Annotated in this window: 23 protein-coding genes; 12 read left to right on the forward strand and 11 right to left on the reverse strand. The window is 70.4% G+C overall.

Annotated features, from left to right (window positions below):
- Nucleotides 1-36 precede the first annotated feature (36 nt).
- The 6 genes from ABZO29_RS38835 to ABZO29_RS38860 all read left to right on the forward strand — a co-directional run bounded on the left by ABZO29_RS38835 (nucleotide 37) and on the right by ABZO29_RS38860 (nucleotide 5257).
- Entirely contained in the window at nucleotides 37-609 is a 573-nt protein-coding gene (locus ABZO29_RS38835) for a helix-turn-helix domain-containing protein (RefSeq protein WP_367324877.1), read from the forward strand.
- Between the two features lie 96 nt (nucleotides 610-705).
- Nucleotides 706-1674 carry an NADPH:quinone oxidoreductase family protein gene (locus ABZO29_RS38840; protein ID WP_367324878.1) on the forward strand — a complete coding sequence of 323 codons (969 nt, stop codon included), beginning with the start codon at nucleotides 706-708 and terminating at the stop codon, nucleotides 1672-1674.
- The gene (locus ABZO29_RS38845) at nucleotides 1671-2852 is read left to right on the forward strand and encodes an acyl-CoA dehydrogenase family protein (RefSeq protein ID WP_367324879.1); all 1182 of its coding nucleotides are present in this window, start codon (nucleotides 1671-1673) and stop codon (nucleotides 2850-2852) included. Before ABZO29_RS38840 ends, ABZO29_RS38845 begins: the two co-directional genes overlap by 4 nt.
- A complete protein-coding gene (locus tag ABZO29_RS38850) occupies nucleotides 2849-3922 on the forward strand; it encodes an acyl-CoA dehydrogenase family protein (protein ID WP_367324880.1) in 1074 nt (357 codons plus the stop codon). The genes ABZO29_RS38845 and ABZO29_RS38850 overlap by 4 nt, the downstream gene beginning before the upstream one ends.
- Nucleotides 3923-4096: 174 nt before the next feature.
- The gene (locus ABZO29_RS38855) at nucleotides 4097-4960 is read left to right on the forward strand and encodes a phosphatidylinositol-specific phospholipase C/glycerophosphodiester phosphodiesterase family protein (RefSeq protein ID WP_367324881.1); all 864 of its coding nucleotides are present in this window, start codon (nucleotides 4097-4099) and stop codon (nucleotides 4958-4960) included.
- A 102-nt stretch (nucleotides 4961-5062) separates the two neighbouring features.
- The gene (locus tag ABZO29_RS38860; protein ID WP_367324882.1) at nucleotides 5063-5257 is read left to right on the forward strand and encodes a hypothetical protein; all 195 of its coding nucleotides are present in this window, start codon (nucleotides 5063-5065) and stop codon (nucleotides 5255-5257) included.
- A 28-nt stretch (nucleotides 5258-5285) separates the two neighbouring features.
- Here the strand turns inward: ABZO29_RS38860 and ABZO29_RS38865 are convergent, their stop codons facing one another.
- Together ABZO29_RS38865 and ABZO29_RS38870 are read right to left on the reverse strand one after the other, a co-directional pair.
- Nucleotides 5286-6521 carry a phosphodiester glycosidase family protein gene (locus tag ABZO29_RS38865; protein WP_367324883.1) on the reverse strand — a complete coding sequence of 412 codons (1236 nt, stop codon included), beginning with the start codon at nucleotides 6519-6521 and terminating at the stop codon, nucleotides 5286-5288.
- Between the two features lie 88 nt (nucleotides 6522-6609).
- On the reverse strand, nucleotides 6610-7767 hold the full coding sequence (locus ABZO29_RS38870) for an NUDIX domain-containing protein (protein ID WP_367324884.1): 1158 nt from the start codon (nucleotides 7765-7767) through the stop codon (nucleotides 6610-6612).
- A gap of 42 nt (nucleotides 7768-7809) precedes the next feature.
- On the opposite strand from ABZO29_RS38870, the gene ABZO29_RS38875 reads away from it, so the two are divergent.
- Together ABZO29_RS38875 and ABZO29_RS38880 are read left to right on the forward strand one after the other, a co-directional pair.
- Nucleotides 7810-8373, forward strand: coding sequence for a PadR family transcriptional regulator (locus ABZO29_RS38875; protein ID WP_367324885.1), 564 nt, complete (start codon nucleotides 7810-7812; stop codon nucleotides 8371-8373).
- 85 nt (nucleotides 8374-8458) lie between these two features.
- On the forward strand, nucleotides 8459-8683 hold the full coding sequence (locus ABZO29_RS38880) for a LamG domain-containing protein (RefSeq protein WP_367324886.1): 225 nt from the start codon (nucleotides 8459-8461) through the stop codon (nucleotides 8681-8683).
- Nucleotides 8684-8702: 19 nt separating this feature from the next.
- Here ABZO29_RS38880 and ABZO29_RS38885 read toward each other — a convergent pair whose 3' ends face one another.
- The 6 genes from ABZO29_RS38885 to ABZO29_RS38910 all read right to left on the reverse strand — a co-directional run bounded on the left by ABZO29_RS38885 (nucleotide 8703) and on the right by ABZO29_RS38910 (nucleotide 18943).
- Nucleotides 8703-9623: a peptidoglycan-binding protein gene (locus tag ABZO29_RS38885; RefSeq protein WP_367324887.1), complete on the reverse strand. Its 921-nt coding sequence runs from the start codon at nucleotides 9621-9623 to the stop codon at nucleotides 8703-8705.
- 135 nt (nucleotides 9624-9758) lie between these two features.
- Nucleotides 9759-14960, reverse strand: coding sequence for a family 43 glycosylhydrolase (locus ABZO29_RS38890; protein WP_367324888.1), 5202 nt, complete (start codon nucleotides 14958-14960; stop codon nucleotides 9759-9761).
- Between the two features lie 227 nt (nucleotides 14961-15187).
- A complete protein-coding gene (locus tag ABZO29_RS38895) occupies nucleotides 15188-15697 on the reverse strand; it encodes a hypothetical protein (RefSeq protein ID WP_367324889.1) in 510 nt (169 codons plus the stop codon).
- 71 nt (nucleotides 15698-15768) lie between these two features.
- The gene (locus ABZO29_RS38900) at nucleotides 15769-16962 is read right to left on the reverse strand and encodes a sugar ABC transporter permease (RefSeq protein WP_367326361.1); all 1194 of its coding nucleotides are present in this window, start codon (nucleotides 16960-16962) and stop codon (nucleotides 15769-15771) included.
- A 71-nt stretch (nucleotides 16963-17033) separates the two neighbouring features.
- Nucleotides 17034-17816 carry an ATP-binding cassette domain-containing protein gene (locus tag ABZO29_RS38905; protein ID WP_367324890.1) on the reverse strand — a complete coding sequence of 261 codons (783 nt, stop codon included), beginning with the start codon at nucleotides 17814-17816 and terminating at the stop codon, nucleotides 17034-17036.
- 38 nt (nucleotides 17817-17854) lie between these two features.
- Entirely contained in the window at nucleotides 17855-18943 is a 1089-nt protein-coding gene (locus ABZO29_RS38910; protein ID WP_367324891.1) for a sugar ABC transporter substrate-binding protein, read from the reverse strand.
- Between the two features lie 466 nt (nucleotides 18944-19409).
- Between ABZO29_RS38910 and ABZO29_RS38915 the strand changes: the two genes are divergently transcribed.
- The 4 genes from ABZO29_RS38915 to ABZO29_RS38930 all read left to right on the forward strand — a co-directional run bounded on the left by ABZO29_RS38915 (nucleotide 19410) and on the right by ABZO29_RS38930 (nucleotide 25264).
- Entirely contained in the window at nucleotides 19410-21926 is a 2517-nt protein-coding gene (locus ABZO29_RS38915) for a SpoIIE family protein phosphatase (protein ID WP_367324892.1), read from the forward strand.
- Nucleotides 21927-21994: 68 nt separating this feature from the next.
- A complete protein-coding gene (locus tag ABZO29_RS38920) occupies nucleotides 21995-23029 on the forward strand; it encodes a sugar ABC transporter substrate-binding protein (protein ID WP_367326362.1) in 1035 nt (344 codons plus the stop codon).
- A 95-nt stretch (nucleotides 23030-23124) separates the two neighbouring features.
- Complete coding sequence (locus ABZO29_RS38925; RefSeq protein WP_367324893.1) at nucleotides 23125-24186, forward strand: nitrous oxide reductase family maturation protein NosD; 1062 nt, start codon at nucleotides 23125-23127, stop codon at nucleotides 24184-24186.
- Between the two features lie 49 nt (nucleotides 24187-24235).
- Nucleotides 24236-25264, forward strand: coding sequence for a methyltransferase (locus tag ABZO29_RS38930; protein WP_367324894.1), 1029 nt, complete (start codon nucleotides 24236-24238; stop codon nucleotides 25262-25264).
- An 81-nt stretch (nucleotides 25265-25345) separates the two neighbouring features.
- Here the strand turns inward: ABZO29_RS38930 and ABZO29_RS38935 are convergent, their stop codons facing one another.
- The 3 genes from ABZO29_RS38935 to ABZO29_RS38945 are packed head-to-tail and all read right to left on the reverse strand — an operon-like array spanning nucleotide 25346 to nucleotide 26438.
- On the reverse strand, nucleotides 25346-25678 hold the full coding sequence (locus tag ABZO29_RS38935) for a TcmI family type II polyketide cyclase (RefSeq protein ID WP_367324895.1): 333 nt from the start codon (nucleotides 25676-25678) through the stop codon (nucleotides 25346-25348).
- 21 nt (nucleotides 25679-25699) lie between these two features.
- Nucleotides 25700-26179, reverse strand: coding sequence for an SRPBCC family protein (locus ABZO29_RS38940; RefSeq protein WP_367324896.1), 480 nt, complete (start codon nucleotides 26177-26179; stop codon nucleotides 25700-25702).
- 1 nt (nucleotide 26180) lies between these two features.
- Nucleotides 26181-26438, reverse strand: a complete 258-nt coding sequence (locus tag ABZO29_RS38945; protein WP_367324897.1) for an acyl carrier protein — start codon at nucleotides 26436-26438, stop codon at nucleotides 26181-26183.
- Nucleotides 26439-26451 lie beyond the last annotated feature (13 nt).

Here is a 26451-nt window from a genome sequence, read left to right on the forward strand (position 1 = left end):
TTGACAAACCTCTTTGCCGATTCTGCAATACGAGTCATGACTACCGATGACGTGCTCGCGCAGGTCGGGTCGAGGCTGCGGCGGATCCGGAAGGAGCGGGAAGTGACGCTCGCGGCGCTGTCCGAGACGACCGGGATCTCCGTGAGCACCCTGTCCCGACTGGAGTCCGGCCTGCGCAAACCCAGCCTGGAGCTGCTGCTCCCCATCGCCGGGGCTCACCAGGTGCCGCTTGACGAGCTGGTAGGGGCACCGCCGGTGGGGGATCCGCGCGTGCGGACCGAGCCCCTGGTGCGACATGGCCGCACGTTTTGGCCGCTCACCCGGCAGCCCGGTGGCCTGCAGGCCTTCAAGGTGCTCGTACCGCAGCGCAGGGAGGAGCCCGAACCGCGCACTCATGAGGGCTACGAGTGGTTGTACGTGCTGTCCGGACGGCTGCGGGTCATGCTGGGCGAGCACGACGTGGTGCTCACGGCCGGGGAGGCGGCCGAGTTCGACACGCGGGTGCCGCACTGGTTCGGGTCGACGGGGGAGGGGCCGGCGGAGTTCCTGAGCCTGTTCGGGCCGCAGGGGGAGCGGATGCACGTACGGGCGAAACCCCGGCGGTCGTGACGCACACTACTGTTCCCTGATGGGCAAGCGACCGCTTAGTATGCGGTGACCCCGGTCAGACTCCGGCAAGACAACGCAGTCCCGTGGAGGCACCGCATGCAGGCATGGCAAGTACATGAGAACGGCGAGCCGAGCGAGGTGATGCGGCTCCAGAACGTGGAGCGGCCCACGCCCGGCGACAGCCAGGTGCTGCTGAAGGTGCGTGCCGCGAACATCAACTTCCCGGACGTGCTGATGTGCCGGGGCCACTACCAGGTCAGGCCTCCGCTGCCGTTCACGCCGGGCGTCGAGATCTGCGGTGAGACCGAGGACGGCCGCCGGGTGATCGCCAACCCCGCGCTGCCGCACGGCGGTTTCGCCGAGTACACGGTCGCGGACGCCGCCGCCGTCCTGCCCGCGCCCGACTCGCTGGACGACGCCGAGGCCGCCGCCCTGCACATCGGCTACCAGACCGGCTGGTTCGGCCTGCACCGCCGGGCCGCCCTGGAAGCCGGCGAGACGCTGCTCGTCCACGCTGCCGCAGGAGGGGTCGGCAGCGCGGCGGTGCAGCTCGGGAAGGCCGCGGGGGCGACGGTCATCGGTGTCGTCGGCGGTGCCGACAAGGCCGCCGTCGCCCGGGAGCTGGGCTGCGACGTCGTGATCGACCGGCGGAGCGAGGACGTCGTCGCCGCCGTGAAGGAGGCCACCGGCGGCCGGGGCGCCGACGTGATCTACGATCCCGTCGGCGGCGAGGCCTACGCCCAGTCCGCGAAGGTCGTCGCCTTCGAGGGCCGGATCGTGGTCGTCGGCTTCGCGAGCGGGACCATCCCCAGCCCGGGGCTGAACCACGCCCTGGTGAAGAACTACTCGATCCTCGGCCTGCACTGGGGCCTGTACAACACCAAGAACCCGAAGCTGGTCCAGCACTGCCACGAGCAGCTCGTCGAACTGGCCGCCAGGGGTGCGATCAGGCCGCTGGTGAGCGAACGGGTGCCGCTGGAGGAGGCCGCCGCCGCAGTGCAGCGGGTCGGCGACGGCGTCACCACCGGCCGGGTCGCCGTCGTACCGAACGGAGCCGCAGCATGACCGACGCAGCCGAACTCAAGCGCCGCACAGCGAAGCTGCTGGCCGCGCATCCGCCGGCCACGACGGATCGCCTGGACTTCCTCCTTGCCCGCTTCGACGCGGGACTGGCCTGGGTGCACTACCCGGAGGGCCTCGGCGGCCTCGGTGCCCCGCGCTCCCTGCAGGCCGTCGTGGACGCCGAGCTGGAGGCGGCCGGCGCCCCCGACAACGACTCGCGCCGCAACGGCATCGGGCTCGGCATGGCCGCCCCGACGATCCTCAAGTACGGCACCGAGGAGCAGAAGCAGCGCTATCTGCGGCCGCTGTGGACGGGTGAGGAGGTCTGGTGCCAGCTTTTCAGCGAGCCCGGCGCCGGCTCCGACCTCGCCGCGCTCGGCACCCGGGCCGTCCGGGAGGGCGACGACTGGGTGGTCAATGGGCAGAAGGTGTGGACGTCCGGCGCGCACAACGCCCGCTGGGCCATCCTCATCGCCCGCACCGACCCGGACGTGCCCAAGCACGCGGGCATCACCTACTTCCTCTGCGACATGACCGACCCGGGTGTCGAGGTCCGGCCGCTGCGCCAGATCACGGGCGAGGCCGAGTTCAACGAGGTCTTCCTGACCGACGTCCGCATTCCCGACTCCCGTCGCCTCGGCGAGGTCGGCGACGGCTGGCGCGTCGCGCAGACCACGCTGAACAACGAACGCGTCGCCATCGGCGGTATGCGGCTGCCCCGTGAGGGCGGCATGATCGGCCCGGTCTCGAAGACTTGGCGCGAGCGGCCCGAACTGCGCACCCACGATCTGCACCAGCGCCTGCTGAAGCTCTGGGTCGAGGCCGAGGTCGCCCGCCTCACCGGCGAACGCCTGCGCCAGCAGCTCGTCGCGGGCCAGCCCGGCCCCGAGGGCGCCGGCATGAAGCTCGCCTTCGCCCGCCTCAACCAGGAGATCAGCGGCCTGGAGGTGGAACTCCGCGGCGAGGAGGGCCTGTTGTACGACGACTGGACCATGCGCCGGCCCGAGCTGGTGGACTTCGTCGGCCGCGACGCCGGCTACCGCTACCTCCGCTCCAAGGGCAACAGCATCGAGGGCGGGACCACCGAGGTCCTGCTCAACATCGTCGCCGAGCGCGTCCTGGGCCTGCCGTCCGAGCCGCGCACCGACAAGGACGTCGCCTGGAAGGACCTCGCCCGATGACCGATCTGCTGTACTCGGAGGAGGAAGAGGCGCTGCGCGACGCCGTCCGGGACCTGCTCACGGACCACTGCGACGCGCCCGGCGTGATCGCGCGCACCGAGTCGGACGCCCCGCACGACCTCGAGGCATGGAAGGCGCTCGCCGACGGAATGGGCCTCGCGGGTCTCCTGGTGCCCGAGGACCGGGGCGGCCAGGGTGCCACGCACCGCGAAGCCGCCGTCGTCCTTGAGGAGCTGGGGCGGGCGGCCGCCCCCGTGCCGTATCTCACGAGCGCCGTCGTGGCGACCGAGGCGCTGCTGGCCTGCGAGACCGGCGACCTGCTCGCCGAGCTGGCCTCCGGACGCAGGATCGGCGCTCTCGCCGTCGCGCTGAACGTCGCTCCGGGCGGCGCCTACCAGGCCGTACGCCATGAAGGCGGGTCCCTGCACGGGGAGCTGACCGGGATAGCCGACGCGGCGGCCGCGGACGTGTTGCTGGTCCCGGCGGAGGACGGCGGATTGTACGCGGTCGAGGCGGACGCCGTGACCGTCACCCCGCAAGCCTCCCTCGACCTCACCCGCCCCCTCGCGACCGTCACCCTCGACGGGGCGCCCGCCCGCCGGATCGGCGACGCCGAACCCGCCGTACGGCGTGCCCTGCGCGCCGGGGCCGGGCTGCTCGCGTCCGAGCAACTCGGGCTCGCCGAATGGACGTTGACCGAAACGGTGCGCTACCTGAAGGAGCGCAAGCAGTTCAACCGGCCCGTCGGTGGCTTCCAGGCGCTCAAGCACCGGCTCGCCCAGCTCTGGCTGGAGGTCGTCAACCTCCGTGCCGCCGCGCGCAACGCGGCCGACGCCCTCGCGACCGGCGAGGACGCCGACGTGGCGGTCGCCGTCGCCCAGGCGTACGCGGCGTCCGTCGCCGTCCACGCCGCCGAGGAGGCGCTGCAACTGCACGGCGGTATCGGCATGACGTGGGAGCACCCCGTGCATCTGTACCTGAAGCGGGCGAAGGCCGACTCCATCGCCTACGGCACGGCAGGCGCCCACCGCGCGGCCCTGGCCGAACTGGTCGACCTGCAAGCCCCCTGACGTACATCCCGGAAAAGCCCGCCCGACCTCGGGCGGGCTTTTCCGTGTGCCCCGCGCGGAGGCGATGAACACAGGGCGGCAGTCCGGCCAACTCCTGCCACATACATGCTCTTTGAGGGCTGACGGACCTCATACTCCATGAGGTCCCGTACGGCCCTCAAAGGGAGGCAGAGCATGGCCCTCACCACCCGCCGCAGAGCCCTCACCACTCTCGGCGCCGCCCTCGCGGGCGCGGCCGCCCTGCCCGCCGCCCGCGCGGCGGCGGACGAAGAACGGCACGGACCCCGCCCGTTGTGGCGCGCCCATGCCCACAACGACTACGAGCACCCGCGTCCCCTCTTCGACGCCCTCGACCACCGCTTCGGCAGCGTCGAGGCCGACATCTTCCTCGTCGGTGACCAGCTCCTCGTCGCCCACGTCCCCGTCGACCTCGACCCGGCCCGCACCCTCGAGTCCCTCTACCTCGACCCGCTGGCCGCCCGCGTCAAGGCCAACCACGGTTCCGTCTACCGGGGTCGGCGCGGGCCCCTGCAACTGCTCATCGACATCAAGACCGAGGGCTCGTCGACGTACCTCGAACTCGACCGGCATCTGCGGCGCTACCGGCACCTGTTCACGACGTACGCCCACGGCCGCGTGCACACCGGTCCCGTCACCGCCGTCGTCTCCGGCGACCGCGCGGCCCGTACGCCGATGGAGGCCCAGACCGTGCGCCGGGCCTTCTACGACGGTCGTCTCGCCGACCTCGGCAGTGCCGCACCCGCCTCCTTCATCCCGCTGATCAGCGACAACTGGACGCTCAACTTCACCTGGCTGGGCGTGGGCGCGTTCCCGGACGCCGAACGGCAGAAGCTGCGGGCCATCGTCAAGGCCGCCCACTCCCGGGGGCAGAAGGTGCGGTTCTGGGCCACCCCGGACGTGGCCGGTCCGGCGCGTGACGCCCTCTGGGCCGAACTGGTCGCCGCCGAAGTCGACTACCTCAACACCGACGACCTGGCGGGCCTCGAGGCGTTCCTGGACGCCCACCGGTCCGCGTAGAACCACTCGTTCGGCGGACAGGTCAGCCGCCCGGACGATCCCTCCGCTACGCGACACTTGCGGCCGAACGCCGCGAAGCGGACGTGGCGGAGGAGGTTGACGATGGTGCTTTCCATCTCTGTGGTGCTGCTGCTCCTGATCCTGGCCGTGATCTTCATGCGCAGCGGCGGGCTGAAGGTCTCCCACGCACTGGTGTGCCTGCTGCTCGGCTTCTACCTGGCCGGCACGAACATCGCCCCCACCATCCACAGCGGTTTCACGGCGACCGCGGACATCGTCGGCAGCCTTCGGCCGTGAGGCCGCGCGGGTGGTGGGGGTGTGCGGGTCAGCTCGTGTAGAAGACCCCGATGCCGTTCGGGACGGGGCGCTCCGCACCGCCGGACGGGTGGTTGCGCACGGTGACCTTGGCCGAGCCTGAGGGGCGGGCGACCAGCGTCGTCGAGCCGCCGCCGTCCAGGCTGAAGGCGTCGACGGCTCCGAGGCTCTTCATCTGGGCGGCCACTTCGGCGATCGTCAGACCGCTGCGGTACGCCGTCGCGCCGTCCAGTGCGAACAGGACCACACGCTTGCCGCCTGTCGCGATGCCCACCGCGGTGCGCACGGCCGCGGTCGCGCCGTCGAGACCGGGCAGCGGCTGTCCGCCCCTGACGACCGGGTAGCCGCCGAGTGCGAAGCGGTACGAGGTCTTCGAGGCCGCCGTCAGCCCGTGGGTGATCCACACGCGCTGACCCTTGACGAACTTCCGCAGCCTGTCCGCGCCGGCTTCCCGGCCGACGAGCACGGTGTCACCGCGGGCGATGGCACCGCTGCCGGGCGTGGCGGAGACCGAAACGACCCGGCCGCGCCGGACCGTCACCTCGTACGTGTCGGTGCTGCACGCCGCGGCCCGGTCGGTGTCCGTGCCGCAGGTGGCGCGCACCCGGGAGACGCTGCCCCAGGCGGACGTGTACGCGCCGACCGAACCCACCGGCAGCGCGTACTGGTTGAGCCCGCCGAGCGGGACCCGCCTGGTGAGGGTGCGGGCCGAGCCCTGGAAGTCCAGGCTGTCCAGCCGGGCCCGTCCGTCGGTGCCGACACCCACCACGTCCTCGGTGGTCGTGCCCGGCGGCAGCTCAGGACCGAACCGCTGTCCGTCCGGGACCGCCGCCTTGAGCACCCGCCCGTCCGCGATCGCAGGCCCCACGCTCGCGCCGGTCGCCGTGACACCCGGGTGCTGGGTCTCGGTGATGTTGAAGAAGTCGCCGTTGACGCCGGCGACGGCCTTCTGGTTGTTGGCCAGCGTCGAGACGGCGGCCCGCGCGGCCACGGCCCCGGGATGCAGCAGTCCCAGGCTGACGTGCGTGTTGGTCAGGTCGACGCTCAGCACATGAGCGTGCGTCAGTCCCTTGGCGCCCCGGATGTCGTACTGCTTGTAGACGACACCCGGGGCGATCTGGGTACCGGCCGTCGCGGCGCCGGCCGGTGCGGCCCCTACAAGGGTCGCGCCGGCCAGCGCGCTGAATGCGGTGAATACCGGCAGAACCGTTCTGCCTGTTCTGAGTCGTTTTTGACGTCGCGTCACACAACCCCCCTGAGATCACGGCAACTTTCTCAGGCCTCAGGGGACTTGACCAATCGGGTGTGACCTGGACGGGTGACTCCGCGCCGTCTCAGGATTGCTCGTACGGCGTGAAACGGGCCGGGGTGTGGTCGATCGGCAACCCGGAACGCCAGGAGGTCAGAGCCTGTGCGCTGCACACGAACAGGGACGGCGGCAGGTGGTCCAGCGGATACCAGCGCCAGTCGCCCACGCTCTCACCGGGCTGGTCGCCCGGTTCGCCTCCCCACCGTGTGACGACCGAGGGCACCGTCACGCGCACGACTCCGTCGGCGTGGTCGAGAAGCGTGCCCAGCAGGCGTACGTCGGAGGGCACGGCCTCGAGCCCCGTCTCCTCCCCGAGCTCACGGACGACCGCCTCCTGGAGCGACTCTCCGGGTTCCACCGTGCCGCCCGGCACTTCCCATGTGCCCCTGCGGTGCCGTCCCAGCAGGAGCCCCCGGGGGCCGTGCAGGATGGCGGCCACACCGAGGGCCGCGTGCGCGACGGGAGGCAGCGAGGTGCGCGGGCGGGAGGAGACGCGAACGGGCCGTCGTACGCGGAAGATGCGGTAGGAGGCGTGGTTGCCCGGTTCCGGTGCGTCGAGGACGTCGACCCGCTCCACGCGCAGCCCGTGCTCGGCGAGCAGGCTCTCCCAGAGCTCCGGGGCGAGCACCCACATCCGCACCGTGCTGTCACCGCCGTCGGCGAACCGCAGGTTCTCGGGCCGGGACACGACGTCCGACGAGGGCCCGTCACCCTGCGAGTTGGTGTGCAGCGCGGAGAAACACAGCGTCCCGCCGGGGCTGAGCGCCGTCGCCAGGGCGGGCAGCAGCCGGCCGGGATCGATGTACGGGAGGGTGTTGACGGAGTAGATCACGTCGTACGGGCCCGCCGTACGCAGATGTTCGACGGCGTCCGCCCGCACCAGCCGCAGCCCGGGCAGTGCGCCGTAACGTGCCCGGGCGCGCTCGTGCTGGGTGGCCGAGGCGTCGATGGCGTCCACCGAGGCGCCGTGCGCGCGGACGAGATGGGCGGCATGCCGGGCCGTACCGCAACCGAGGTCCAGCACGCGCCGGCCCGCCAGGTCCCCGAGGACCTCTGCGCCAGGCCCCGCCCCCGGGATGCCCCAGTCGAGGCGGTCCGCTTCGGCGAGTACGGTGCCGCGTCGCAGATGGTGGTCTCCGTAGGCCTGCCAGACGCCGGCGTTGACCGCCTCCGCACTGTCCATGGTCACCCCTTTGAGTAATCAACGAGCTGTTAGCTTGAGATCATGGCTCTGCGCAATGCGGTGATGGCCGCGCTTCTGGAAGGTGAGGCGTCCGGGTACGACCTCGCAAAGGGGTTCGAGGCCTCCGTCGCCAACTTCTGGATGGCCACCCCGCAGCAGATCTACCGCGAGCTGGAGCGCATGGAGAGCGAGGGGCTGGTCTCGGCGCGTGTCGTGCAGCAGGAGCGGCGGCCCAACAAGCGGCTCTTCTCGCTCACCGAGGCCGGACGCGAGGCCGTGCGCGCCTATACCGCCGAGGTTTCCAGCAAGCCGATGGCCATCAGGGACGAGTTGCTGGTCAAGGTCCAGTGTGTCGACGCCGGCGACCTCGGGGCAGTCCGGGCCGGCCTCACCGAGCGCGTGGAGCGCGCCGAGGCGAAGCTGGCCCGATTCGAGCGCCTGCGGGAACGACTGCTGGCCGGCCGCACCGAGGAGGAGTACCTCGCCACCGCCGAGCGCGTCGGCCCCTACCTCACCCTGCTGGGCGGTCTGGCTCTGGAGCGGGCCAACCTGCAGTGGGGCAGAACCGTCCTGCGCACGCTGGACCGGCGGGCCGCGACCCCTTAGATGCTGATCGCCAGCTCCGCGTCCGTGAACGCGACGCCCAGGGCCGCGCACAGCGCCCACCCCGCCAGCGCGACGCATAAGCGGCGTGCGCATAAACCGCTGGGTGGACGTGGCCGTGACGTACGGCGACGGCATCGCCGTGCTGTACGTGGACGGTTCGGAGGCCGGCCGCAATGCCTCCGTCACCGTGGAACCGCGCTACTTCGGCAACCACCCGTATCTGAAGGCGGCGGTCGACGACTTCCGGGTGTACGGAAGGGCGCTGACACCGTCCGAGGTCGCGGCGCTGGCCCGTCCCGCGAGCGGCTGAACACCCGCCCCCGGGAGGGTCACGGCTCCGACGTCTCGGTCTCGAGCGACGCCCGGGTCGCCCTGCCGTACACGCCGGGCTCGTCCTTGTAGACGGCGCGGGTGAACTGGTAGCCGCGGACCGCGTTCTCCACATCGCGGTCGTAGGTGCCGTCCGCGTCGGCGTAGTAGGCGCCGATCTGGCGCAGACGGAGCTGGAGTTCGGTCACCTCGGGTCCCGTGTCGCCGAGGCGGAGGACGGGGGCCTGCGCTCCCGAGCCGCTGGGCCCGGGGGCGGCCGTGGCCGTGGCGGCAGGGGTGGAGGCGGACTCGCTCGGAGCGGCGGAGCGGCTCGGGGCGACCGGACCGGCGGAAGGAGCCGTACCGGGGGACGAAGCCGGGCTTCTGGACGGATCTGTGGAAGAGGCGCTCCCGGACGGTTCCACGGACGACACCTCGCGCGAGCCGTCCGGCACGCTCGGCCGCACGTCGTCCCGTACGGATCCGTTCCGTGAAGGGCTCTCGTAGGTGAGGAACCCGCCGACGACCCCTCCGGTCACCAGGACCGCCACGGCGGCCGCCGCCCCGGCGGCCATGACGGCGCGATGCCGGCGCCGGGGCTCTGCCCGGGGCTTCGGGGGTGCGGGACGGGCCTCGTCGTCCGGCGGGGTGTGCGGGGCCGGCTCAGGCACGTCGGGAGGGCCCGGCTCGTGGGCCGGCGGAGCCCCGGTCGGCTCGGTCGTCGCGGAACCCTCCGCCTCCACCGGCGGTCCCGGGTCGTCGCCGAGTTCCACGAACGGCCGTATCCGCAGCGGATCGAAGTCCTCCGCGGCCGCCGCTTCGGCCGTACGCGTGTCGCGGTGGGCCTCGGACGCAAGGTCGCCGCAGGAGCAGTCCGGAGTGCCGTCCGCCGCCCGGGGCTCACCACATGCCGGGCAGACGGGGCCGTTCGGTTCACTCACGTGCGTCCCTCTCCCTACGGACTGCAGAGTTTAGGCAGATCGCCTTCACGCGATCTCCCCGAACCCCGCAAACGACCGAGCCGTGCCCGGGAGTTGCCCGGGCACGGCTCGGTGTCGGAAGGGATGGGTGCGGCTCTACGTCCGGTGGACCCCGACGGTGATGAGGCCCGTCGTCTTCGCGCCGGTGAGGTTGTCGTAGACGACGTCTCCGGTGGACTTCTGCCAGATCCTGATGCGGAAGGTGTCAGGGTCGTCGCCGGCGGTGATGCGGAAGCCGTAGCCTGCGCGCCCGTTGAGCGTGCCGGAGCCTTGGTGGACGGCCTGGGAGCCGGTGACCACGAGCCAGTCGGAGCCGGTGGAGAGGAAGTGCAGCCCGGCGGGTCCGAAGTCGAACGCGGCCCCTCCGGTGGGGACGGTGGCTCCCTTGCCGTACTGGGCGGAGAAAGCGAAGACCGCCCAGCCGGTCACGTCCGGCTTCGCCGGGTAGGCGCCCGCCGGGGAGGCGAAGGTCCCGACTCCCGCCGCCGGACCGGCCGCGCGGTCGTAGACGATCAGCTCGGGCAGCGTCGTGCTGTCCGTGGCACCCTCGTCGTCGGCGACCGTGATCACCGGGCGGCGGATGCCCGCCGATGTGTAGGCGTGCTCGGCCCCGCAACCGGAGGCGGTGACCGTGCCGGCGGTAGGCGTGGTGCCGTCCTTCCAGTCGACCGTGCAGGTGTGGGTGTCGCCGCTGCCCGCATCGGTGAACGCGGCGGTGACGACCGCGCGACCCCCGGCCGGCACCGGCGACTTCGGGCCGGTGGCCGAGGTGATCGCCGGGGCCGCGTTGGCGACCGTGACGGTCGCGGTGTCGCGGCTGCGTCCGCCGGTCAGGGCGACCGTGAAGGTGCCGTCGTCGGTGCAGGTGACCGTGGTCCGGGCCGCCCCGGGGTCGGCGACGGTGCAGGGCGCTCCGTCCTCGACCGTCCACTTCGGGCCGCCCGCTCCGGAGACGGTGCCGGCCAGGGTGATCGCGTCGCCCTCGGTGCCGGAGACATCCGGGCCCGCGTGCGCGATCGTGACCGGGTCGATGCTGGTCAGGGTGGGGACGACCTTCTCGATCAGGCCGTCGGCGTCGAACTCGAGCTTGTCGACGGTGGTTTCGCGATGGGTGCCGTCACCTCCGGGGATGGCGAAGCGGTGGTAGGCGATGTACCAGTCGTCGGTGTTCGGCACCTGGACCACCGAGTGGTGGCCGGGGCCCTTGATGCCCAGGGAGAGGTCCTTCTCCAGGATCACGCCCCGCTTGGTCCACGGGCCGGTGGGGGAGGGGCCGGTGGCGTAGGCCACGCGGTAGTTCTCGTCCCGGGTGTCGTTCTCCGACCACATGAAGTAGTAGGTGCCCTTGCGCTTGACGACGAAGGAACCCTCGTTGTAGCCGCTCGGGGTGATGTCCTTGACCTTCGACGTGTCGAGGGAGGTCATGTCGTCGTTCAGCGGGACGACGTAGGCGTGGCCATTGCCCCAGTACAGGTACGACTGGCCGTCGTCGTCCGTGAAGACCGCCGGGTCGATCATCTGGCCGCTGAACTGGCCCGCCTTGAGCAGCGGTTGGCCCAGGGCGTCCTTGAACGGTCCGGTCGGCGAGTCGGAGACCGCCACGCCGATGTTCGCGTCGGCACAGAAGTAGAAGTAGTACTTCCCGTCCTTCTCGGCGATCGTCGGCGCCCAGGCCCTGCTGTCGGCCCAGGACACGTCCGGGCCGAGGTCGAGGATGACGCCGTGGTCCTGCCAGTGGACCAGGTCGGTGGAGGAGTACGCCTTGAACTGCGTGCCGCTCCAGCCCGGGAAGCCGTCGGTGGTCGGGTACATGTAGAAGGTGTCGCCGAACCGCACGATGTTCGGGTCGGCGTTGAGTCCCGGCAGGACCGGGCTCTTCATGATCAGCGCCGACACGGTCCAGGTGCGCTTCTTGCCGTCCGAACCGGTGACCTCGTACGTCACCGGCTTGCTGAAGTCCTGCACGCTGCCGGAGGCCGGGCTGATCGCCGCGCCGTGGGCGAGGGTGAACTCCGGTGCCAGCGCGGTGAGATCGGTGCCCTCCGTCAGGGGCAGCGTGATCCTGCTGTCCGCGTTGTCGATGAGGGCGTCGACCTTCAGCGCCGGGTGCGTCGCCTTTGCGATGCCCGCGGTGTTGCCGCTGAGCTCCATGACCTCCGTGGCCGACAAGGCCCGGTCGTAGATGCGGAAGTCGTCGACCTCGCCGCCGAAGTACGGGTCGGCCGAGTACAGGGAGCGGCCGATGTAGCCGCTGTAGCCCCTGTTGGCGTCGTACAGCTCGGACGGCTTGATGGTGGTCGTCGTACGGGCCGCCTCGACGCCGTCGACGTAGAGGACCATCGCGCCGGTCGAGCCGTCGAGGGTGACGGTGACGTGCCGCCACTCTCCGGGGGTGAGCTGCGATCCGGCCGTCAGTTTCGACTCCGCCGACCAGCTCGCCTTCGTGATCGCCGAGTAGAGGCTGGAACCGCCGTTGGAGGGGGTGGCGAAGAGGTACTTGTTGCTGTCGGGCCCGAGCCCGAACAGCCACTGGAAGTTGCTGCCGCCCGTCCACTTGGCGTACGTCGACACGGTCACACTGTCGGCGTTCCTCAGCACTCCGTTCGGGATCCTCACGTACGGCGAGGTGGTGGAGGTGCTGGAGCCGCCGGACATCTTGAACGAGCCGCCCTCCACGCCCGTGCCGAAGTCGGGCGTGCGGACATACGTGCCGTGATAGCCGTGACCGCTGGAGTCACGGGCGATGTTGCCGCCTGTCTCGTCGAAGCCGTAGTGCAGGAGCAGGTCGGCCGGGATGTCCGGTCCCTCCTCGGAGACGGTGACCTCGGCGTGGACCGGGATCGCGGCGCCGTCCGGCAGGCTGCCCGTCACCGTGAAGGTGCCGGCCTGCGCGTAGTCCGACTCCGGGACGTCCTCCCAGGTCACGGCGACGGGACGCTTGACTCCGTCGGCGTACTCGGCGATCACGGTGGCCGGCAGGACGGGGGCCTCACCGATCCGCGTCTTCACCGACACGTCCTCGACGCTCTCCACGAGCTGATCGGGCTGGTAGGCGCGCAGCAGCCGGTCGTACTCGGCCTGGGTGACCGGGAGCACGGTGCCGTGGCGGGGCTTGGCCGGCAGGTCGTAGCCGGCGGACGGGGTCCAGGCGCCGGAGGCGAGGTCCGTCGTCTCGAACGGGATGTAGCCGCGGCCGCCGAACTCGTCGAGGAACGCGTACCACTTCTCCTCGGTGTTCGACTTGAAGACCAGCGGGCCCTCGGCGGCGTTCATCGCGCCCTTGCCGATGCCCTCCGCGACCGCGTCCCAGGACAGGTCGAGGAGCGAGTCGCTCTTCTCCTCGAAGATGAACTTGCTGTTGGGGGTGGAGGAGGTGTTGTTCCGCTCGTCCTTGGACAGGCGGTAGTAGGTCCCGTCGTGCTGGATCACCGTGGAGTCGATGACCGAGTAGCCGCGGTCGATCCAGACCTTGGGCTCGCTGAAGGTGTAGAAGTCACGCGTGGTGGCGTACATCATGCGGTTGTACGTGTCGCCGGAGTGCGCGGCGTTGTCGTACAGCTTCGAAGCCCAGAAGACCACGTACTCGCCCAGCTGCGCGTCGTAGAACGCCTCCGGCGCCCAGGTGTTGCCCGCGCTGTCGGGCGATACCTTGACCAGCCGCTGGTTCGTCCAGTGGACGAGGTCGGTGGACTCCCAGACCATGATGGACTTGCTGCCGGTGCGCTGGGCGGCGTCCCAGTCGCCGTTGCCGTAGATCCTGAGGTCGGTGGCGATCTGGTAGAACTTGTCGCCCTCGGGGGAGCGGATGATGAACGGGTCGCGCAGGCCCTTCTCGCCGAGGGCGGAGGTCAGGACCGGCTTGCCGTCGTTCAGCTCACGCCACTTCAGCGGGTCGTTGCCCTTGCTGAGGGCGAAGTAGAGCTGTTCGCCGTCCGAGGTGCCCTCGCCGGTGAAGTAGCTGAACATGTAGCCGTTCAGGGCTTCCTTCTGCGGCAGTTCGGGCACGTTCGCGGTGAAGGTGCGGGTCGCCTTCGCCTCGCCCTTGGTGACGGTGGCGGTCAGCTCGGCGGTGGTGGCGCCGTCGCCGTGCGCGGGCCGGTGAACCACGCCGTCGGCCGAGACGACGTCGGGCTTCGCCGAGGTCCAGGCGACCGTCGTGCCGTAGGCGCCGTCGGTGGGGAGCGTGAGGTTGCCGCGCACGTCGTCGAGGTTGTGGACGGTGAGGGCCTCGGCTGCCTGCCGTGCGGCCGTCTGGTCGTCGAAGGCGGCCAGGACCGTGACCTCGAAGGTCTTGGTGTCGGTCACGGGGCCCTTCTTCAGGGTTGCCGTGAGCGTGACGTGGGCGTCGGGTTCACCCGCGGCGGGGCGGGTGACGGTCCCGGTGGTGGAGACGACGGCGGGGTTGTCGCTCGCCCAGCTGATCGTGGAGCCGCCGGCGCCGCCGGTCGTCGGCAGGGCGAGGTCGGCCGTGACACCGCTGGTGTCGCCGAGGCTGAGTGCGGCCTTGTCGTCGGCGACGCCCTGCGTGTCCACAGGCAGGGCGAGCTGCTCGACCTCGGACCCGGTGAGCGCCCGGTCGTACAGGCGGAAGTCGCGGATCCTGCCCGTGAAGAGCTTGTCGCCGGAGTAGACGGACTTGCCGATGTAGTTGGCGGTGGTGGTGCCGGAACCGATGGCGCCGGGGGTGATGGTGACGGCGGTGTTGCGGCCGACCTCGGCGCCGTCCTCGTACAGCACGCCCGTGTTGCCGCTCTGGGTGTAGGAGACGTGCTTCCACACCGAGCGGGTCAGGCTGTGGGAGTCGGACGGCTTGGTCGTCTGCTCCGTGGACCAGTTGCCGGTGGCGATCGACGTGCGGAAGGAGTTGCCGGTCGTGAAGAGATAGCCGTTGCCGCTGCTGCCGCTGGAGTTGCCGAAGCCGTAGATGAAGTAGGGCGTGGTCTGGGCCGAGTCGATCAGCACGTCCATCGAGACGGTGATCGCGTTCATGCCCTTCATCACGTCGTTCGGCACCTTGATGTAGGTGTCGGTGCCGTTGAAGGCGAGCCCCTGACCGGTTTCCGACCAGTTGGCGGTGCCGTTGACCGTGCCGTCCCGGCCGTGGCCGGAGGCGTCGGCCACCGTGCTGCCGGCGGCCGTGTCGAGCTTGTACCATAGGGCCAGACCGTCGGTGATGTCCGCCGCCTGTGCGGGAGTGGCGGGTCCGGCGAGGCCCACGATCAGTGACGCGGCGGTCAGTCCGGCGAGATGGCCCGCCCAACGTCTTGCGCGACTGCGTAGACGTGCGATGTACGGCATGTCGAGTTCCCTGCTGAGACATGGCTGATGAACGAGCCGCGGGTGCCCTGCTGTTACGGCAGTGTGACGTCGTGTTGCGAGAGTGTCAGTCGGCGTCCGGTGCAGCGTCAAGAGGTTTCGAACAATGTCCGACAGGTCGAACGCTTACGTCGAGTTCTTCGCAGGGGCCGGACCGAAACGGTGCCTTGAGCAGGCACGCCACGAACCCCCGTCTGGGCTCGAGAAGTTCACGGACCGCCGACGTCCACCTGGGCGCGCACGGAGTCCCGCAACCGGCGCAGCTCGTCCGCGGGCCTGCCCAGACCGTTGATCCGCAGCCGGGCGGCCTCGACGCGCGGGTCGCGGTGGACGGTGAAGGCGAGGTCCAGGGCCTGGCGCACCATCCACTGGTCGTACGCCAGCAGCCGGCCCGCGTACGCCTGCGCCTCGACGAGATCGGCGTCCGTCACATCGAGCTCGCCCACACGGCCGCGCAGCCGGTGCAGGACCACGCTCTGCCGTCCGGCTTCCTGAGCCGCCTGACAGGACACCGGCCCCGGTTCACCGCAGGCGGCCACCGCCAGGTCGACCGGGCGCTGGGCGGCGACCACCTCGTCCAGCAGTACGGCCAGGGCCCGTACTTGCGCGGCGCGCGACGGCCGGGCGGGTGCGGGGCCGCGGCGCAGACGTGCCAGGAGGCGTGCGGCACGCAGCCACAGCCCGCCCGGAGGCGGGACGGATACCGTCGGCGGGGTCATGGCACCTCCTGGCCAGCGGTGCGGGTTCCCCTCCCAGTGTGTTCCATGGCAGGGCCTGCGACACCGATGCGTCAAGCCCGCCCGTGCGCCTCCTGCGAGCGCCGTGACAGCGAGTCGATGACCACCGCGGCGAAGAGCACGCCACCTGTGATCACGAACTGCAGGGCGGCCGGCGTGTCCGTGATCGCCATCCCCGAGGCGATGGACTGGATCACGAGAATGCCGAGCACCGCCGACCACGTCGTACCGCGTCCCCCGAACAGGCTGGTGCCACCGATGACGGCTGCCGCGATGGCGTTGAGCAGCAGCACGCCCGAGCCCGACCCCTGGCTCACCGAGGTGATGCGTGAGGCCAGGAAGAGCCCGCCGATGGCGGCCATGGTGCCCGAGACCGCGAGCACCGCGGTCTGCACTCCCGTCACGTTGAGGCTGGCGCGACGGGCCGCCTCGACACCGCCCCCGAGAGCGTAGACCTGCCGCCCGTAGTGCGTGCGACGGAGCACGATGTCGAGGCCGGCCACCAGCACCAGGAAGACCAGAAGGGCGAGCGGCAGACCTTGGAACCGGTTGAGCAGATACGCGGCGGTGAACGCGATCACCGCGAGCCCTCCGGTGCGCACCCCGATTTCCGCGAGCGAGCGGTGCGGCATGCCGACGGCCTTGCGGCGCCGCCTGTCCTGGTAGGACGCGAGGAAGACCATGCCCGCACCGACCGCCGCCACCCCGTAGGCGACGCCGTCATTGGTGAAGTAATGGCTGGTCAGCTTGGCGACGAGCCCGTTCTCGTCCAGGTTGACGGTGCCGCTGGTGCCGAGGATGTAGAGCATGATGCCGTTCCAGGTGAGCAGCCCCGCCAGGGTGACGACGAACGCCGGTACCCGGGTCTTTGCGAAGGAGAAGCCCTGGACGGTCCCCGCCGCAGTACCCGCGAGCACCGCGACGACGAGGGCGAGCCATTCCGGCACGCCGTTGTTCACGTTCAGCACGGCGAAGACGGCCGCCGCCAGTCCGCTGATCGATCCGACCGACAGGTCGAGCTCCCCGATCAGCAGGACGAAGACGATGCCGACGGCGATCAGGCCCGTGCCCACGATGTCCACGCTGAGATTGGACAGGTTCCGCGGCGAGAGGTAGTTGTCGTTGAGGGTCTGGAAGATGATCCACACCGTGGCGAGGACGACGACGACGGGGAGCGAGCCCAGTTCACCGGCGCTCAACTTGCGCCGGACGACGCCGACCCAGCCCTCCACGGCACGAGCGACGATCCGTCCACCCGGCTCACGGTCCTCGGCGGCGGGTTCGCCCCGAGCGTTGTCCGCCGTGTTGCGCGTCCCTTTCACCACCCCGCCTCCCGGTGGGCCGGCCGGCGCGGCACGTTCTCCGTGGCGCCGGTGATGGAGGAGATGATCTGTTCCTGGGACGCGGTGTTCACGTCGAAGAAGCCGTTGTTCCGGCCGAGCCTCAGCACGGCGGCCCGGTCGGCGAGCGCTTTCACATCGCCCATGTTGTGGCTGATGAGCAGCACGCCCAGGCCGCGGTCACGCAACCGGTCGACGAGATCGAGGACCTCCGTGGTCTGCTCGATGCCCAGGGCCGCGGTCGGTTCGTCCAGGAGGAGCACCCTCGGTTCGCCGAGAAGTGAGCGAGCGATGGCGACGGTCTGCCGCTGGCCGCTGGACAGCGAGACGACGGGGCCGCGCAGTTCGGGGACGTTCCGGGTCAGGCGCTCCAGCAGGTGTCTCGTGCGGCGCTCCATCTCCACCTCGTCGAGGAACCCGAACCTGCGGATCTCCCGTCCCAGGTACAGGTTGGCGACGACGTCGAGGTTCCCGCACAGCGCGAGGTCCTGGTAGACGGTGGCGATGCCGAGGTCCCGGGCGTCGTGGGGCCTCCTGATGTGGACCGCCCGGCCCTGCCACTCGATGACACCCTTCTCCGCGGGGGTGACGCCGGAGATCACCTTGACGAGGGTGGACTTTCCGGCACCGTTGTCTCCCAGGAGAGCGACGACCTGGCCGGCGTGAATCTCCAACTCGATGTCCTTGAGCGCGTCGACGACGCCGAAGCGCTTGCACACACCGTGCAGCGCCAGCAAGGGGGACGTCGGCACGGAGACCATCTCCTTCCCGGGGCGGGGACCTGGGCGGGACCGACTCGTCAGGTCAGCCCGGCCTTGTTGCAGGCGGCCCCGAGTTGGGGGGTGCAGATCTGTTCGATCGTGTACACGCCGTCCTTCACCAGGGTGTCCTTGATGTTGTCGACCGTCACCGCCACGGGCGTGAGCATGACCGCCGGAACCGTGTTCCCGCTGCGGGTCCTCGCCTCGTCCCGGGCAACCCCCTCGAGGCTGTCACCGCGGGCCGCGGCCACGGCCATGGCGGCGCCGGCGGCGGCCTCGGGTCCGAAGGGTTTGTACACGGTCATGTACTGATCGCCGCCGACGATACGTTGCAGGGCTCCCAGTTCGGCGTCCTGCCCGGTGACGGGGGGCAGTGGGGTGACCTTGTTGGCCTTGAGGGCGGCGATGCTGCCGGCGGCGAGGCCGTCGTTGGCCGCGTAGACCCCGTCGATGTTGCCGACGCCGAGGGCGGAGATGGCGCCGGACATGTTCATGTGCGCGGTCTCCGTCCGCCACTGGAGGGTGTCGTACTCCTTGCCGATCTTCACTTTCCCCTCGAGTACGAGCAGCGCGCCCTTCTTGAACAACACCGCGTTGGGGTCGGTGGGATCGCCGTTCATCATGACGATCTGGTCGCCGCCCCCCTCGTCGCCCATGGCCTTCAGCAGCGCCGTGCCCTGGAGCCTGCCGACCTCCTCGCCGTCGAAGGAGACATGGCCGGAGATCGGGCCTTCGGCGAGCCGGTCGTAGGCGATGACGGGGATGTCCGCCTGATCCGCCTTCCGTACCGCGGGGCCGAGCGACCTGGCGTCCACGGCCACGAGCACGATGGCGTCGACCCCCTTGGTGATCATCGAGTCCATCTGCTCCTGCTGGGTCGTCACGTCGCCCTTGGCGTTGGCGTGCTCGATGGTGCAGTCGGCGCACAGCTCCTTGATCTTCTTCTCCAGCAGGGGCCTGTCCTGTGTCTCCCAGCGGGCGGTGGTGGCGTCCGGCAGCAGCAGACCGATCTTCGGCGCCTTCCCTCCTTCGGAGTCGCTTCCGGCGCCGGCCCCGCAGGCCGTGAGGGTGACGGTCGCCGAGAGCGCGGTCATGGCGATGGCTGCCTCCCGTATGCAGGCCTTCATCTGAGAGACCTCCCTTCTCCCTTCTGCGTGTGGACAGGGGGCGCTCTCGGTTGTCCGAGACCGGGCCTCACCGGGCGAGGCGCGCGCGGGGGGACACGCACGCGTGCGTCGCGACGTCGGAAATCGGCATGTGGAGCCGGCGGGAGGCCTGTTTCGGGCGGGGCTGGACACGACGGAACAGGCCGTGGTGGACCGGGCGGCCGCGTCGGCCGGGCAGACGCTCGGCAGCCGAGAGGCGGCCACGATGCCGGCGCCGGAGATGCGCCCGGAACGTACCGCGTGCAAGCGGCAAGACGGCCACGCCGCAAGTGTGGCACCGGGGCCGGTGAACTGCGAACGCGGCGGCTCCTGCCTAGGGCAGCCACGGGAACATGTCCAGCTGATCCACATATGCAATTCTTGTAGATGTCTGCCGCGATATAAACCTTCTGGTATGGGCGGCATGGACGGGAGGACAATTGCGGACATGCCTCATGACGGCCGTACGCGGGCCGGGGTATCCGAGCCACGGGCATCCGAGACCGGCGCCGCAGACAGCGGCTCACCGCCCCCGGTGCCTGTTGCCGCCGCGAACGATCGGCCCCTGACCTACGCCGGAGCAGCGCTGGTGGCGGTCTATGTGCCCGGCGCCGGTGACGACGTGCTGCGATTGGTGGAGACCGCCGGATGCGCCATGTCCGAGTACGGGCTGCCGGAGCGCCTGCCCCTGTCCGGTGGCTCGCCCGCCGCGCAGGCCTTCCGCACCGGCCGCCCCCTGTGGCTGACTCCCGCGGCACTCGCCTCCTACTCCGAGGGCGGACCCACGCCGCCGCGCTCCGAGGCCTCCCTCGCCGTGCTCCCCCTCGGAACGGAGGGCAGGCGACTGGGCTGTCTCGTCGTCGTGGGCACCACCGGCGACGGCTTCGAGGCCGAGCAACGACGCCTCCTGGAGCGGTACGCCGACGCCGTCGCCGGTGTGCTCCAGGCCGGGGCGGGTCGCCCCCCGCCGCCGTCGCTGCTGGATCCCGCCCTGCGGAGTCTGCGCGTCGGCTGCTTCGCCCTGGTGCCGGACACCGGTCTGGTCGAAGCGGACGAGACTCTGCTCGAGCTGATGGGCATCACCCCGGACGACTTCGACGGCAAGGCGGACACTCTCCTCTCGCACGCCCTGCCCGAGGACATGCACGCCCTCATGTCGGTCCTGGAGCCGTCCACCCAGGCGTACGGCTGGCGGGAGCTGGAGTTCCGTGTGCGCCGTCCCACCGGCGAGATGCGCTGGCTGAGCCTCAGCTGCCGGGTGGTGGCGGGCACCGACGACCAGCCGGAGCAGGTGCTGGCCGTCGTGACGGAGACCGCGGTTCTGCGCCGCAGCGCCGACGACGTGTCCCGGATCCAGTGGCTGACCGCCGCGCTCGACGACGCCGCGACAGTCCGTGACGTCGGCCAAGTGGTGATCACCGCCCTGCGCGAGCCTCTGGACGCCGATCGCGTGGCGCTCGCCGAGCTCCAGGACGACCGGCTCGTGATCGCCGCGCTCGACCCGCCGCAACCCGCCGCCTGGCCGGAGACATGGCGTGCCGCATGGCGTTCGGAGTGGCCCGACGCCGCGGTCGGCGCCCTGCCGACCCTTCAGATGGCCCTGCGGGACGGACGCCTCGACCTGTGGCCCGCCGGCGCCTCCTTCGAACCCGGACTCGCGGGCATCGGCACCGGAGGCCTGGCGGTCCTGCCGCTCCCCGCCAAGGGCCGCGTCGCCGGTGTGTGCCTGATCGGCTGGGACCACCCGCACGAGTTCGTTCCCGAGGAAAGGTCCCTGCTGACCGCGACCGCCGCACTGGTCGGCCAGGCACTCAAGCGCGCGCACGCCCACGACGCCGAGCAGGAACTCGCGACGATGCTGCAGCGCAGTCTGCTGCCCCGGCGACTCCCCGAGCTGCCCGGCGGGACGGCCGTCGCCCGCTATCTGCCCGCCAAGCGGGGGCTGCAGGTGGGCGGTGACTGGTACGACGTCATAGCCCTCTCCGAGGACCGGGTGGCGCTGGTCATCGGAGACGTACAAGGACACAGCGCCGGAGCCGCGACCATCATGGGCCAGATGCGTACTGCGGTCAGGGCGTACGCCGTGGAGGGCCACCCTCCGGACGTGGTCGTCTCGCACGCCAACCGTCTCCTCGTCGGCATGGAGACCGATCTCTTCGCCACCTGCTGCTACGTCGAACTCGACATGGAGGAGGGCAACACCCTGTTCGTGCGCGCCGGGCACCTCGCACCGCTGATCCGTCATCCCGACGGCCGTACGGAGGAGGTGCAGGTCGAGGGCGGACTCCCGCTGGGCATCTCCGCGGAGGCGGAGTTCCCCATGACCGCGCTCGCCCTGACTCCCGGCACCGTGCTCGCCCTGGTCACCGACGGCCTGGTAGAGGCCGCCGACCTGCCCCTGGACGAGGGCATGCACCGGACGCGCGCCGCGCTCGCCGCCGCCGATCCGGTGGACCCCGGCCTGATAGCCGACGCACTGCTCGGCGACGCAGGCCGGCGCGAGGACGACGTGGCTCTGCTGCTGATGCGCTACGACGGCATGAAGACCCGGCCGATACGGGCCGGCTGGGCAGTGTGGCGACTGCCCGACGCGGTGATGCATGCCCGCCGTTTCACCGCGCGCACGCTGCGCCGGTGGAAGGTCGACGAAGTGGCCGACACGGCCCTGCTGGTCGTGTCCGAACTGGTCACCAACGCGCTGGTGCACACCCAGGGTCCGGTCAGTGTCGACCTGATGCTCCGCGGGGACCGGATACGGGTGTGCGTGAGCGACGCCTCGCCGCGCGCGCCCGCCAAGCCGGTGATCACGGACTGGGAGGCGACAGGTGGCCGGGGCCTGCTGCTGGTCGAGGCGATGTCGGAGTCCTTCGGCTCGGTGCCGGTGGCCGGCGGCAAGCAGGTGTGGAGCGAGATCGCCGTCCCGCGGGACGTGCCGGCTCCCGCGGACGCCGGGCTCCTGCCGTGAGGGGGCGCGCAGTGAAGTCCCCGAGGACCCGAGCGTGGCAGGTCGTCGCGGCACTCGTCGCGGGCCTGATGACGCTGCCCCTCGCCGCCTGCGGAGGAGACCAGGAGGCGGGCGCGGACAGCTTCACCGTCGGTCTGCTGTTCCCGAACCGAGTGACCCCCCGCTGGGAGCATTCCGACAAGCCGCTGATCGAGAAACGGCTGAAGGAGCTCTGTCCCCGCTGCACCGTCGCGTACGCCAACGCGGACAACGACGTGGCGAGGCAGCGGCAACAGATGATCGCCATGATCACCAAGGGGGTCAGAGTCCTGATCCTCTGCCCCGCCGACAGCAAGGCGCTGCGCTCCTCGATCCAGGAGGCCCATCAAGCGGGTGTCCCGGTCGTCGATTACGACCGGCTCACCGAAGGCCCGATCTCGGGCTATGTCACGTTCGACGGCGCGCAGGTCGGCAGGCTCCAGGGTGAGGCGCTCCTGAAGGCCATGGGCGACAAGGCGAACCGCGAGAGCGTTGTCATGATGAACGGTGATCCGATCAGCGCCAACGCGGCGTGGTTCAGGAGAGGCGCGCTGTCCGTCCTGACAGGCAAGGTGAAGATCAGCAGGTCGTACGACACCCGGGGCTGGAGTACGGACAACGCCCACGCCAACATGTCCGCTGCCATCGCGGCCCTTGGCCCGGACCGGATCGACGGCGTCCTGGCGGCCAACGACGACATTGCCGCAGGCGTCATCTCCGCCCTCAAGAGCGCCGGATTCAGGAAGCTCCCTCCCGTCACCGGCCAGGACGCCGACCTCGACGCCGTCCGGCGGATCGTCGAGGGTGAGCAGTACATGACGGTGTACAAACCGTTCAGGACGCAGGCCGACGCGGCGGCTGCGATGGCCGTGGCCCTCGGGCGCGGCGAGGACCTCGGTGACGTGGCCACGACGACGACCGACAGCCCGACCACCGAGCACATTCCGTCGGTCCTGCTCACTCCGCGCGCGGTGACGGTCGACAACATCGCGCAGACGCTCGTCAAGGACGGCGTGTACACCGTCGACCAGATCTGCACGCCGAAACTCCGGTCCGCCTGTGCCAAGGCCGGTCTCGTGGGTTGAGGGAAGCCGGTCCCCGCGCACGACACGATGCACGACACGCCGCCGGATGGCCCATCCGGCCTGTCCATGACGTACCCGGTCATAGCGTACGGAATATGAAGAAATGCCATATCGCGTACCTGGCGTGCGCCGCAGCCGTCGCCGGGACCGGGCTCGGTGCCGCTGCGCCGGCAGCCGCCCACACGATCCACATGGTCCGTCCGGGGGAATCCATCCAGAAGGCGGTGGACGCCGCCGCACCGGGCGACACCGTCCTCGTGTCATCCGGCACGTACCACGAGAGCGTCAGGGTGACCACGTCCGGCCTGACCCTGCGCGGCATGGGCCGCAACACGGTGATCCGGCCGGGCACCGATCCGAACGCCAACGCCTGTGCCAAGGAAGGCAACGGCATCTGCGTGATCGGTGCGAAGAACCGCAACCTCGAGGGCGTCACCGTCGCCTCCCTGACCGTGACCGGCTTCCGCGGAAGCGGCGTGTTCAGCATGGCGACGGACGGTCTGACCGTGCGCAACGTGACGGCGGAGAAGAACGGGGTGTGGGGCATCGCCCAGGAGTTGTCGGTCCGGGGCGTGTTCCGGGGCAACACCGCCCGGAACAACGGCGACGCGGGCATCTTCGTCGCCAACGCGATCAAGGTGGAGGAGGGCGCCGCGGGCACCATGGGAACCGTGGTCCGAGGCAACCGGCTGGAGGGCAACCGGATCGGCGTCACCGTCCGGCGCCTGCGGAATCTCACCGTCTCGAGCAACGACGTGACCGGCAACTGCGCGGGCGTGTTCCTCGTCGGCGACGAGAACAAGCCGAAGGGCGGCGACCTGACCGTCCGTGACAACCGCGTCGTGCAGAACAACAAGTTCTGTCCCAAGACCGCGCGGCTGCCCTTCCTGCAGGGTTCCGGCATCGTCCTGACCGGCGTCGAGGACACCCTGGTGACGCGGAACGTGATCGCGGACAACGCGGGCGCCTCCCCGCTGTCGGGCGGGGTCGTCCTGTTCAAGAGCATGGTGGGTGCCGCCAATGAGCGGAACCGGATCAGCGGCAACCTGCTGCGGGGCAACGCCCCGGCCGACCTCGTCAACGGGGACACCACCGTCCAGAGCAACACCTTCGCAGGCAACTACTGCGCGGCGTCCAAGCCCGCGGGACTGTGCTGACCGGCCGGTCACAGCCACCCGTGGATCCGAGAAGGAAGGAAGGCGGCACATGACGACCGCACAGACCGCCCCACCGCCGTCCATGCGGCTGAGGGAGCTCGTGTTCGGGGCGGCGTGTGCCGCCGCCCTTCGCGCGGCCGCCCGGCTGGGGGTCGCCGACGCTCTCGGCGACAGCCCCATGACCGTGGAGGACCTCGCGGCCGCGGTGAAGACCGAACCCCGCCCGCTGCGAAGGCTGCTGAGGGCCCTGTCCTGCTACGGCGTCTTCGCCGAGCGGCAGGACGGGACCTTCGCGCACACCGACATGTCCCGGCTGCTGCGCGAGGACGACCCGCAGAGTCTGCGGTACATCTCGCTGTGGTGCACCGAGCCGTGGACGTGGGACGCGTGGCCGAGGCTGGACGAGGCGGTGCGCACCGGCCGGAACGTCGTCCAGAACCTGTACGGCAAGGAGTTCTTCGTCTACCTCAACGAGGACGCCCCCGAGTCGGCCGAAGTCTTCAACCGCGCCATGACGAAGTCCAGCGAGCAGTCGGCGCGAGAAGTCGCCGCGCTCCTCGACCTGTCGGGAAGCACGTCGGTCGCGGACATCGCCGGCGGCCAGGGACACGTGGTGGCGAGCCTGCTCGACAAGTACCCCTCGATGCAGGGCACCCTGCTCGATCTGCCGCGCGTGGTCGAGAACGCCGTGCCCCGGCTGCGCGAGGGAGGCGACCTCGCGCACCGCGCCCGCATCGTGCCCGGTGACGTCCGTGTGGCCGTCCCGGTGAAGGCCGACGTCTACATCATCAAGAACATCCTGGAATGGGACGACGAGAGCACCGCACGGACCCTGCGCAACGTCATCGAGGCGGGCGGACCCGGGGCGCGGGTCGTGGTCATCGAGAACCTCGTCGACGACACGCCCTCGATGCGGTTCAGCACCGCCATGGACCTGCTGCTGCTCCTCAACGTCGGCGGGGCGAAGCACACCACCGAGAGCATGGTCAGCCGGCTGACCGACGCGGGCCTGGTCATCGACGACGTCCGCCCGGTCAACCCGTACCTGCACGCCTTCGACTGCACCGTGCCCGAGTGAACACCTGTGGAGGCGCATCCAACCACCGGTCGCCGGGCCCGCGGATGTCGCGGGCCCGGCGACCGGTGACCGGATGGGCTGTCAGTCGGCGGCGTCCCGCTCCCAGCGGTAGAAACAGTGCGCCATCGCGTCCTTCGGCGAACGCCAGGTCGCGGGGTCGTACGCACTGACGTGCGCCGACAGCCGCTCGCTGATGGCCTTGAACTCGGGGTGCCCGGTCACCTTGGCGATGGCGGGTCCGGGGTCGTGTTCGGACTCGATGAGGTGCAGATACACGTCACCGAACTGGAAGAGACTGCGCCGGGCGACCCCCACCAGGTGCGGGAGCTCTCCACGGTCGGACTCCTCGAAGAGCTTGGCGATGTCCGGGGCCGAGCCCGGTGCCATACGGGCGACGATCAGGGCTTGGTGCATCGGGACTGTTCTCCGTCCGGGTCAGTCGGTCAGGCCCGGGGCGGACCCGTGCTCTGCGGCGGCCTTCTCGATCCGGTCCCGGATCAGCGCCATCTGGACCTTGGAGTTGCGGTTGATGTTGTCCGTCATCCAGGCATCGTCGACCGGTGCGTCGGGCTTCATCTCGAAGTCCTGCGTCCACACCATCCGGGTGCCCTCGGGCACCTTCTCGTACCGCCAGTGGATGTTCATGTACGCGAAGGGCCCGGTCTCGACGCGGCGCGCTGTGACGCTGAGCGTGGGGCGGTCCGTCTCGCGTTCCGAGACCCAGCTCCACACGGTGCCGTTCTCGTCGGGATGCATGGTCAGCCGGAAGGTCGTCTTGTTCCCCTCCTGGGAAAGGATCTCGGCGGAGGCGTACTCGCTGAACAACTGCGGCCAGTTCGCCACGTCGTTGGTCATGTCCCAGACCAGGTCCACCGGCGCGCCGATGGTGATCTCGTTCTGCGTGTGTCCGGCCATGTCACGCTCCTGCCATGAGGGCACTGTTGACGAGGTCGAGGAACTGCCGCGGGGTCTTGCAGCGTTCCGCGTCGGGAGGCATCGGCGTTCCGTAGCGGTTCTCCAACTCGCCCACGATGCCGAGCAGACCGAGCGAGTCGATGCCGAGAGCGTCGAAGCCGGAGTCGTACCGCTGCTGGAGTTCCTCCGCCGCGACGGTGACTCCCGCGGCCTTCTTCATGAGCTCGGACAGCTCTTCCACGGTGATTCGGTCACTCATGTGGTTCCTCTCC

This window comes from Streptomyces sp. HUAS ZL42, assembly GCF_040782645.1.
In the GTDB taxonomy this organism is placed as follows: Bacteria; Actinomycetota; Actinomycetes; order Streptomycetales; family Streptomycetaceae; genus Streptomyces.

Excerpts from the sequence above, each read along its gene's own strand:
- ABZO29_RS38835 (WP_367324877.1), top strand. The coding sequence starts at position 37 with ATGACTACCGATGACGTGCTCGCGCAGGTCGGGTCGAGGCTGCGGCGG.
- ABZO29_RS38840 (WP_367324878.1), top strand. The coding sequence starts at position 706 with ATGCAGGCATGGCAAGTACATGAGAACGGCGAGCCGAGCGAGGTGATG.
- ABZO29_RS38845 (WP_367324879.1), top strand. The coding sequence starts at position 1,671 with ATGACCGACGCAGCCGAACTCAAGCGCCGCACAGCGAAGCTGCTGGCC.
- ABZO29_RS38850 (WP_367324880.1), top strand. The coding sequence starts at position 2,849 with ATGACCGATCTGCTGTACTCGGAGGAGGAAGAGGCGCTGCGCGACGCC.
- ABZO29_RS38855 (WP_367324881.1), top strand. The coding sequence starts at position 4,097 with ATGGCCCTCACCACCCGCCGCAGAGCCCTCACCACTCTCGGCGCCGCC.
- ABZO29_RS38860 (WP_367324882.1), top strand. The coding sequence starts at position 5,063 with ATGGTGCTTTCCATCTCTGTGGTGCTGCTGCTCCTGATCCTGGCCGTG.
- ABZO29_RS38870 (WP_367324884.1), bottom strand. The coding sequence starts at position 7,767 with ATGGACAGTGCGGAGGCGGTCAACGCCGGCGTCTGGCAGGCCTACGGA.
- ABZO29_RS38875 (WP_367324885.1), top strand. The coding sequence starts at position 7,810 with ATGGCTCTGCGCAATGCGGTGATGGCCGCGCTTCTGGAAGGTGAGGCG.
- ABZO29_RS38890 (WP_367324888.1), bottom strand. The coding sequence starts at position 14,960 with ATGCCGTACATCGCACGTCTACGCAGTCGCGCAAGACGTTGGGCGGGC.
- ABZO29_RS38895 (WP_367324889.1), bottom strand. The coding sequence starts at position 15,697 with ATGACCCCGCCGACGGTATCCGTCCCGCCTCCGGGCGGGCTGTGGCTG.
- ABZO29_RS38905 (WP_367324890.1), bottom strand. The coding sequence starts at position 17,816 with ATGGTCTCCGTGCCGACGTCCCCCTTGCTGGCGCTGCACGGTGTGTGC.
- ABZO29_RS38910 (WP_367324891.1), bottom strand. The coding sequence starts at position 18,943 with ATGAAGGCCTGCATACGGGAGGCAGCCATCGCCATGACCGCGCTCTCG.
- ABZO29_RS38915 (WP_367324892.1), top strand. The coding sequence starts at position 19,410 with ATGCCTCATGACGGCCGTACGCGGGCCGGGGTATCCGAGCCACGGGCA.
- ABZO29_RS38920 (WP_367326362.1), top strand. The coding sequence starts at position 21,995 with ATGACGCTGCCCCTCGCCGCCTGCGGAGGAGACCAGGAGGCGGGCGCG.
- ABZO29_RS38925 (WP_367324893.1), top strand. The coding sequence starts at position 23,125 with ATGAAGAAATGCCATATCGCGTACCTGGCGTGCGCCGCAGCCGTCGCC.
- ABZO29_RS38930 (WP_367324894.1), top strand. The coding sequence starts at position 24,236 with ATGACGACCGCACAGACCGCCCCACCGCCGTCCATGCGGCTGAGGGAG.
- ABZO29_RS38935 (WP_367324895.1), bottom strand. The coding sequence starts at position 25,678 with ATGCACCAAGCCCTGATCGTCGCCCGTATGGCACCGGGCTCGGCCCCG.
- ABZO29_RS38940 (WP_367324896.1), bottom strand. The coding sequence starts at position 26,179 with ATGGCCGGACACACGCAGAACGAGATCACCATCGGCGCGCCGGTGGAC.
- ABZO29_RS38945 (WP_367324897.1), bottom strand. The coding sequence starts at position 26,438 with ATGAGTGACCGAATCACCGTGGAAGAGCTGTCCGAGCTCATGAAGAAG.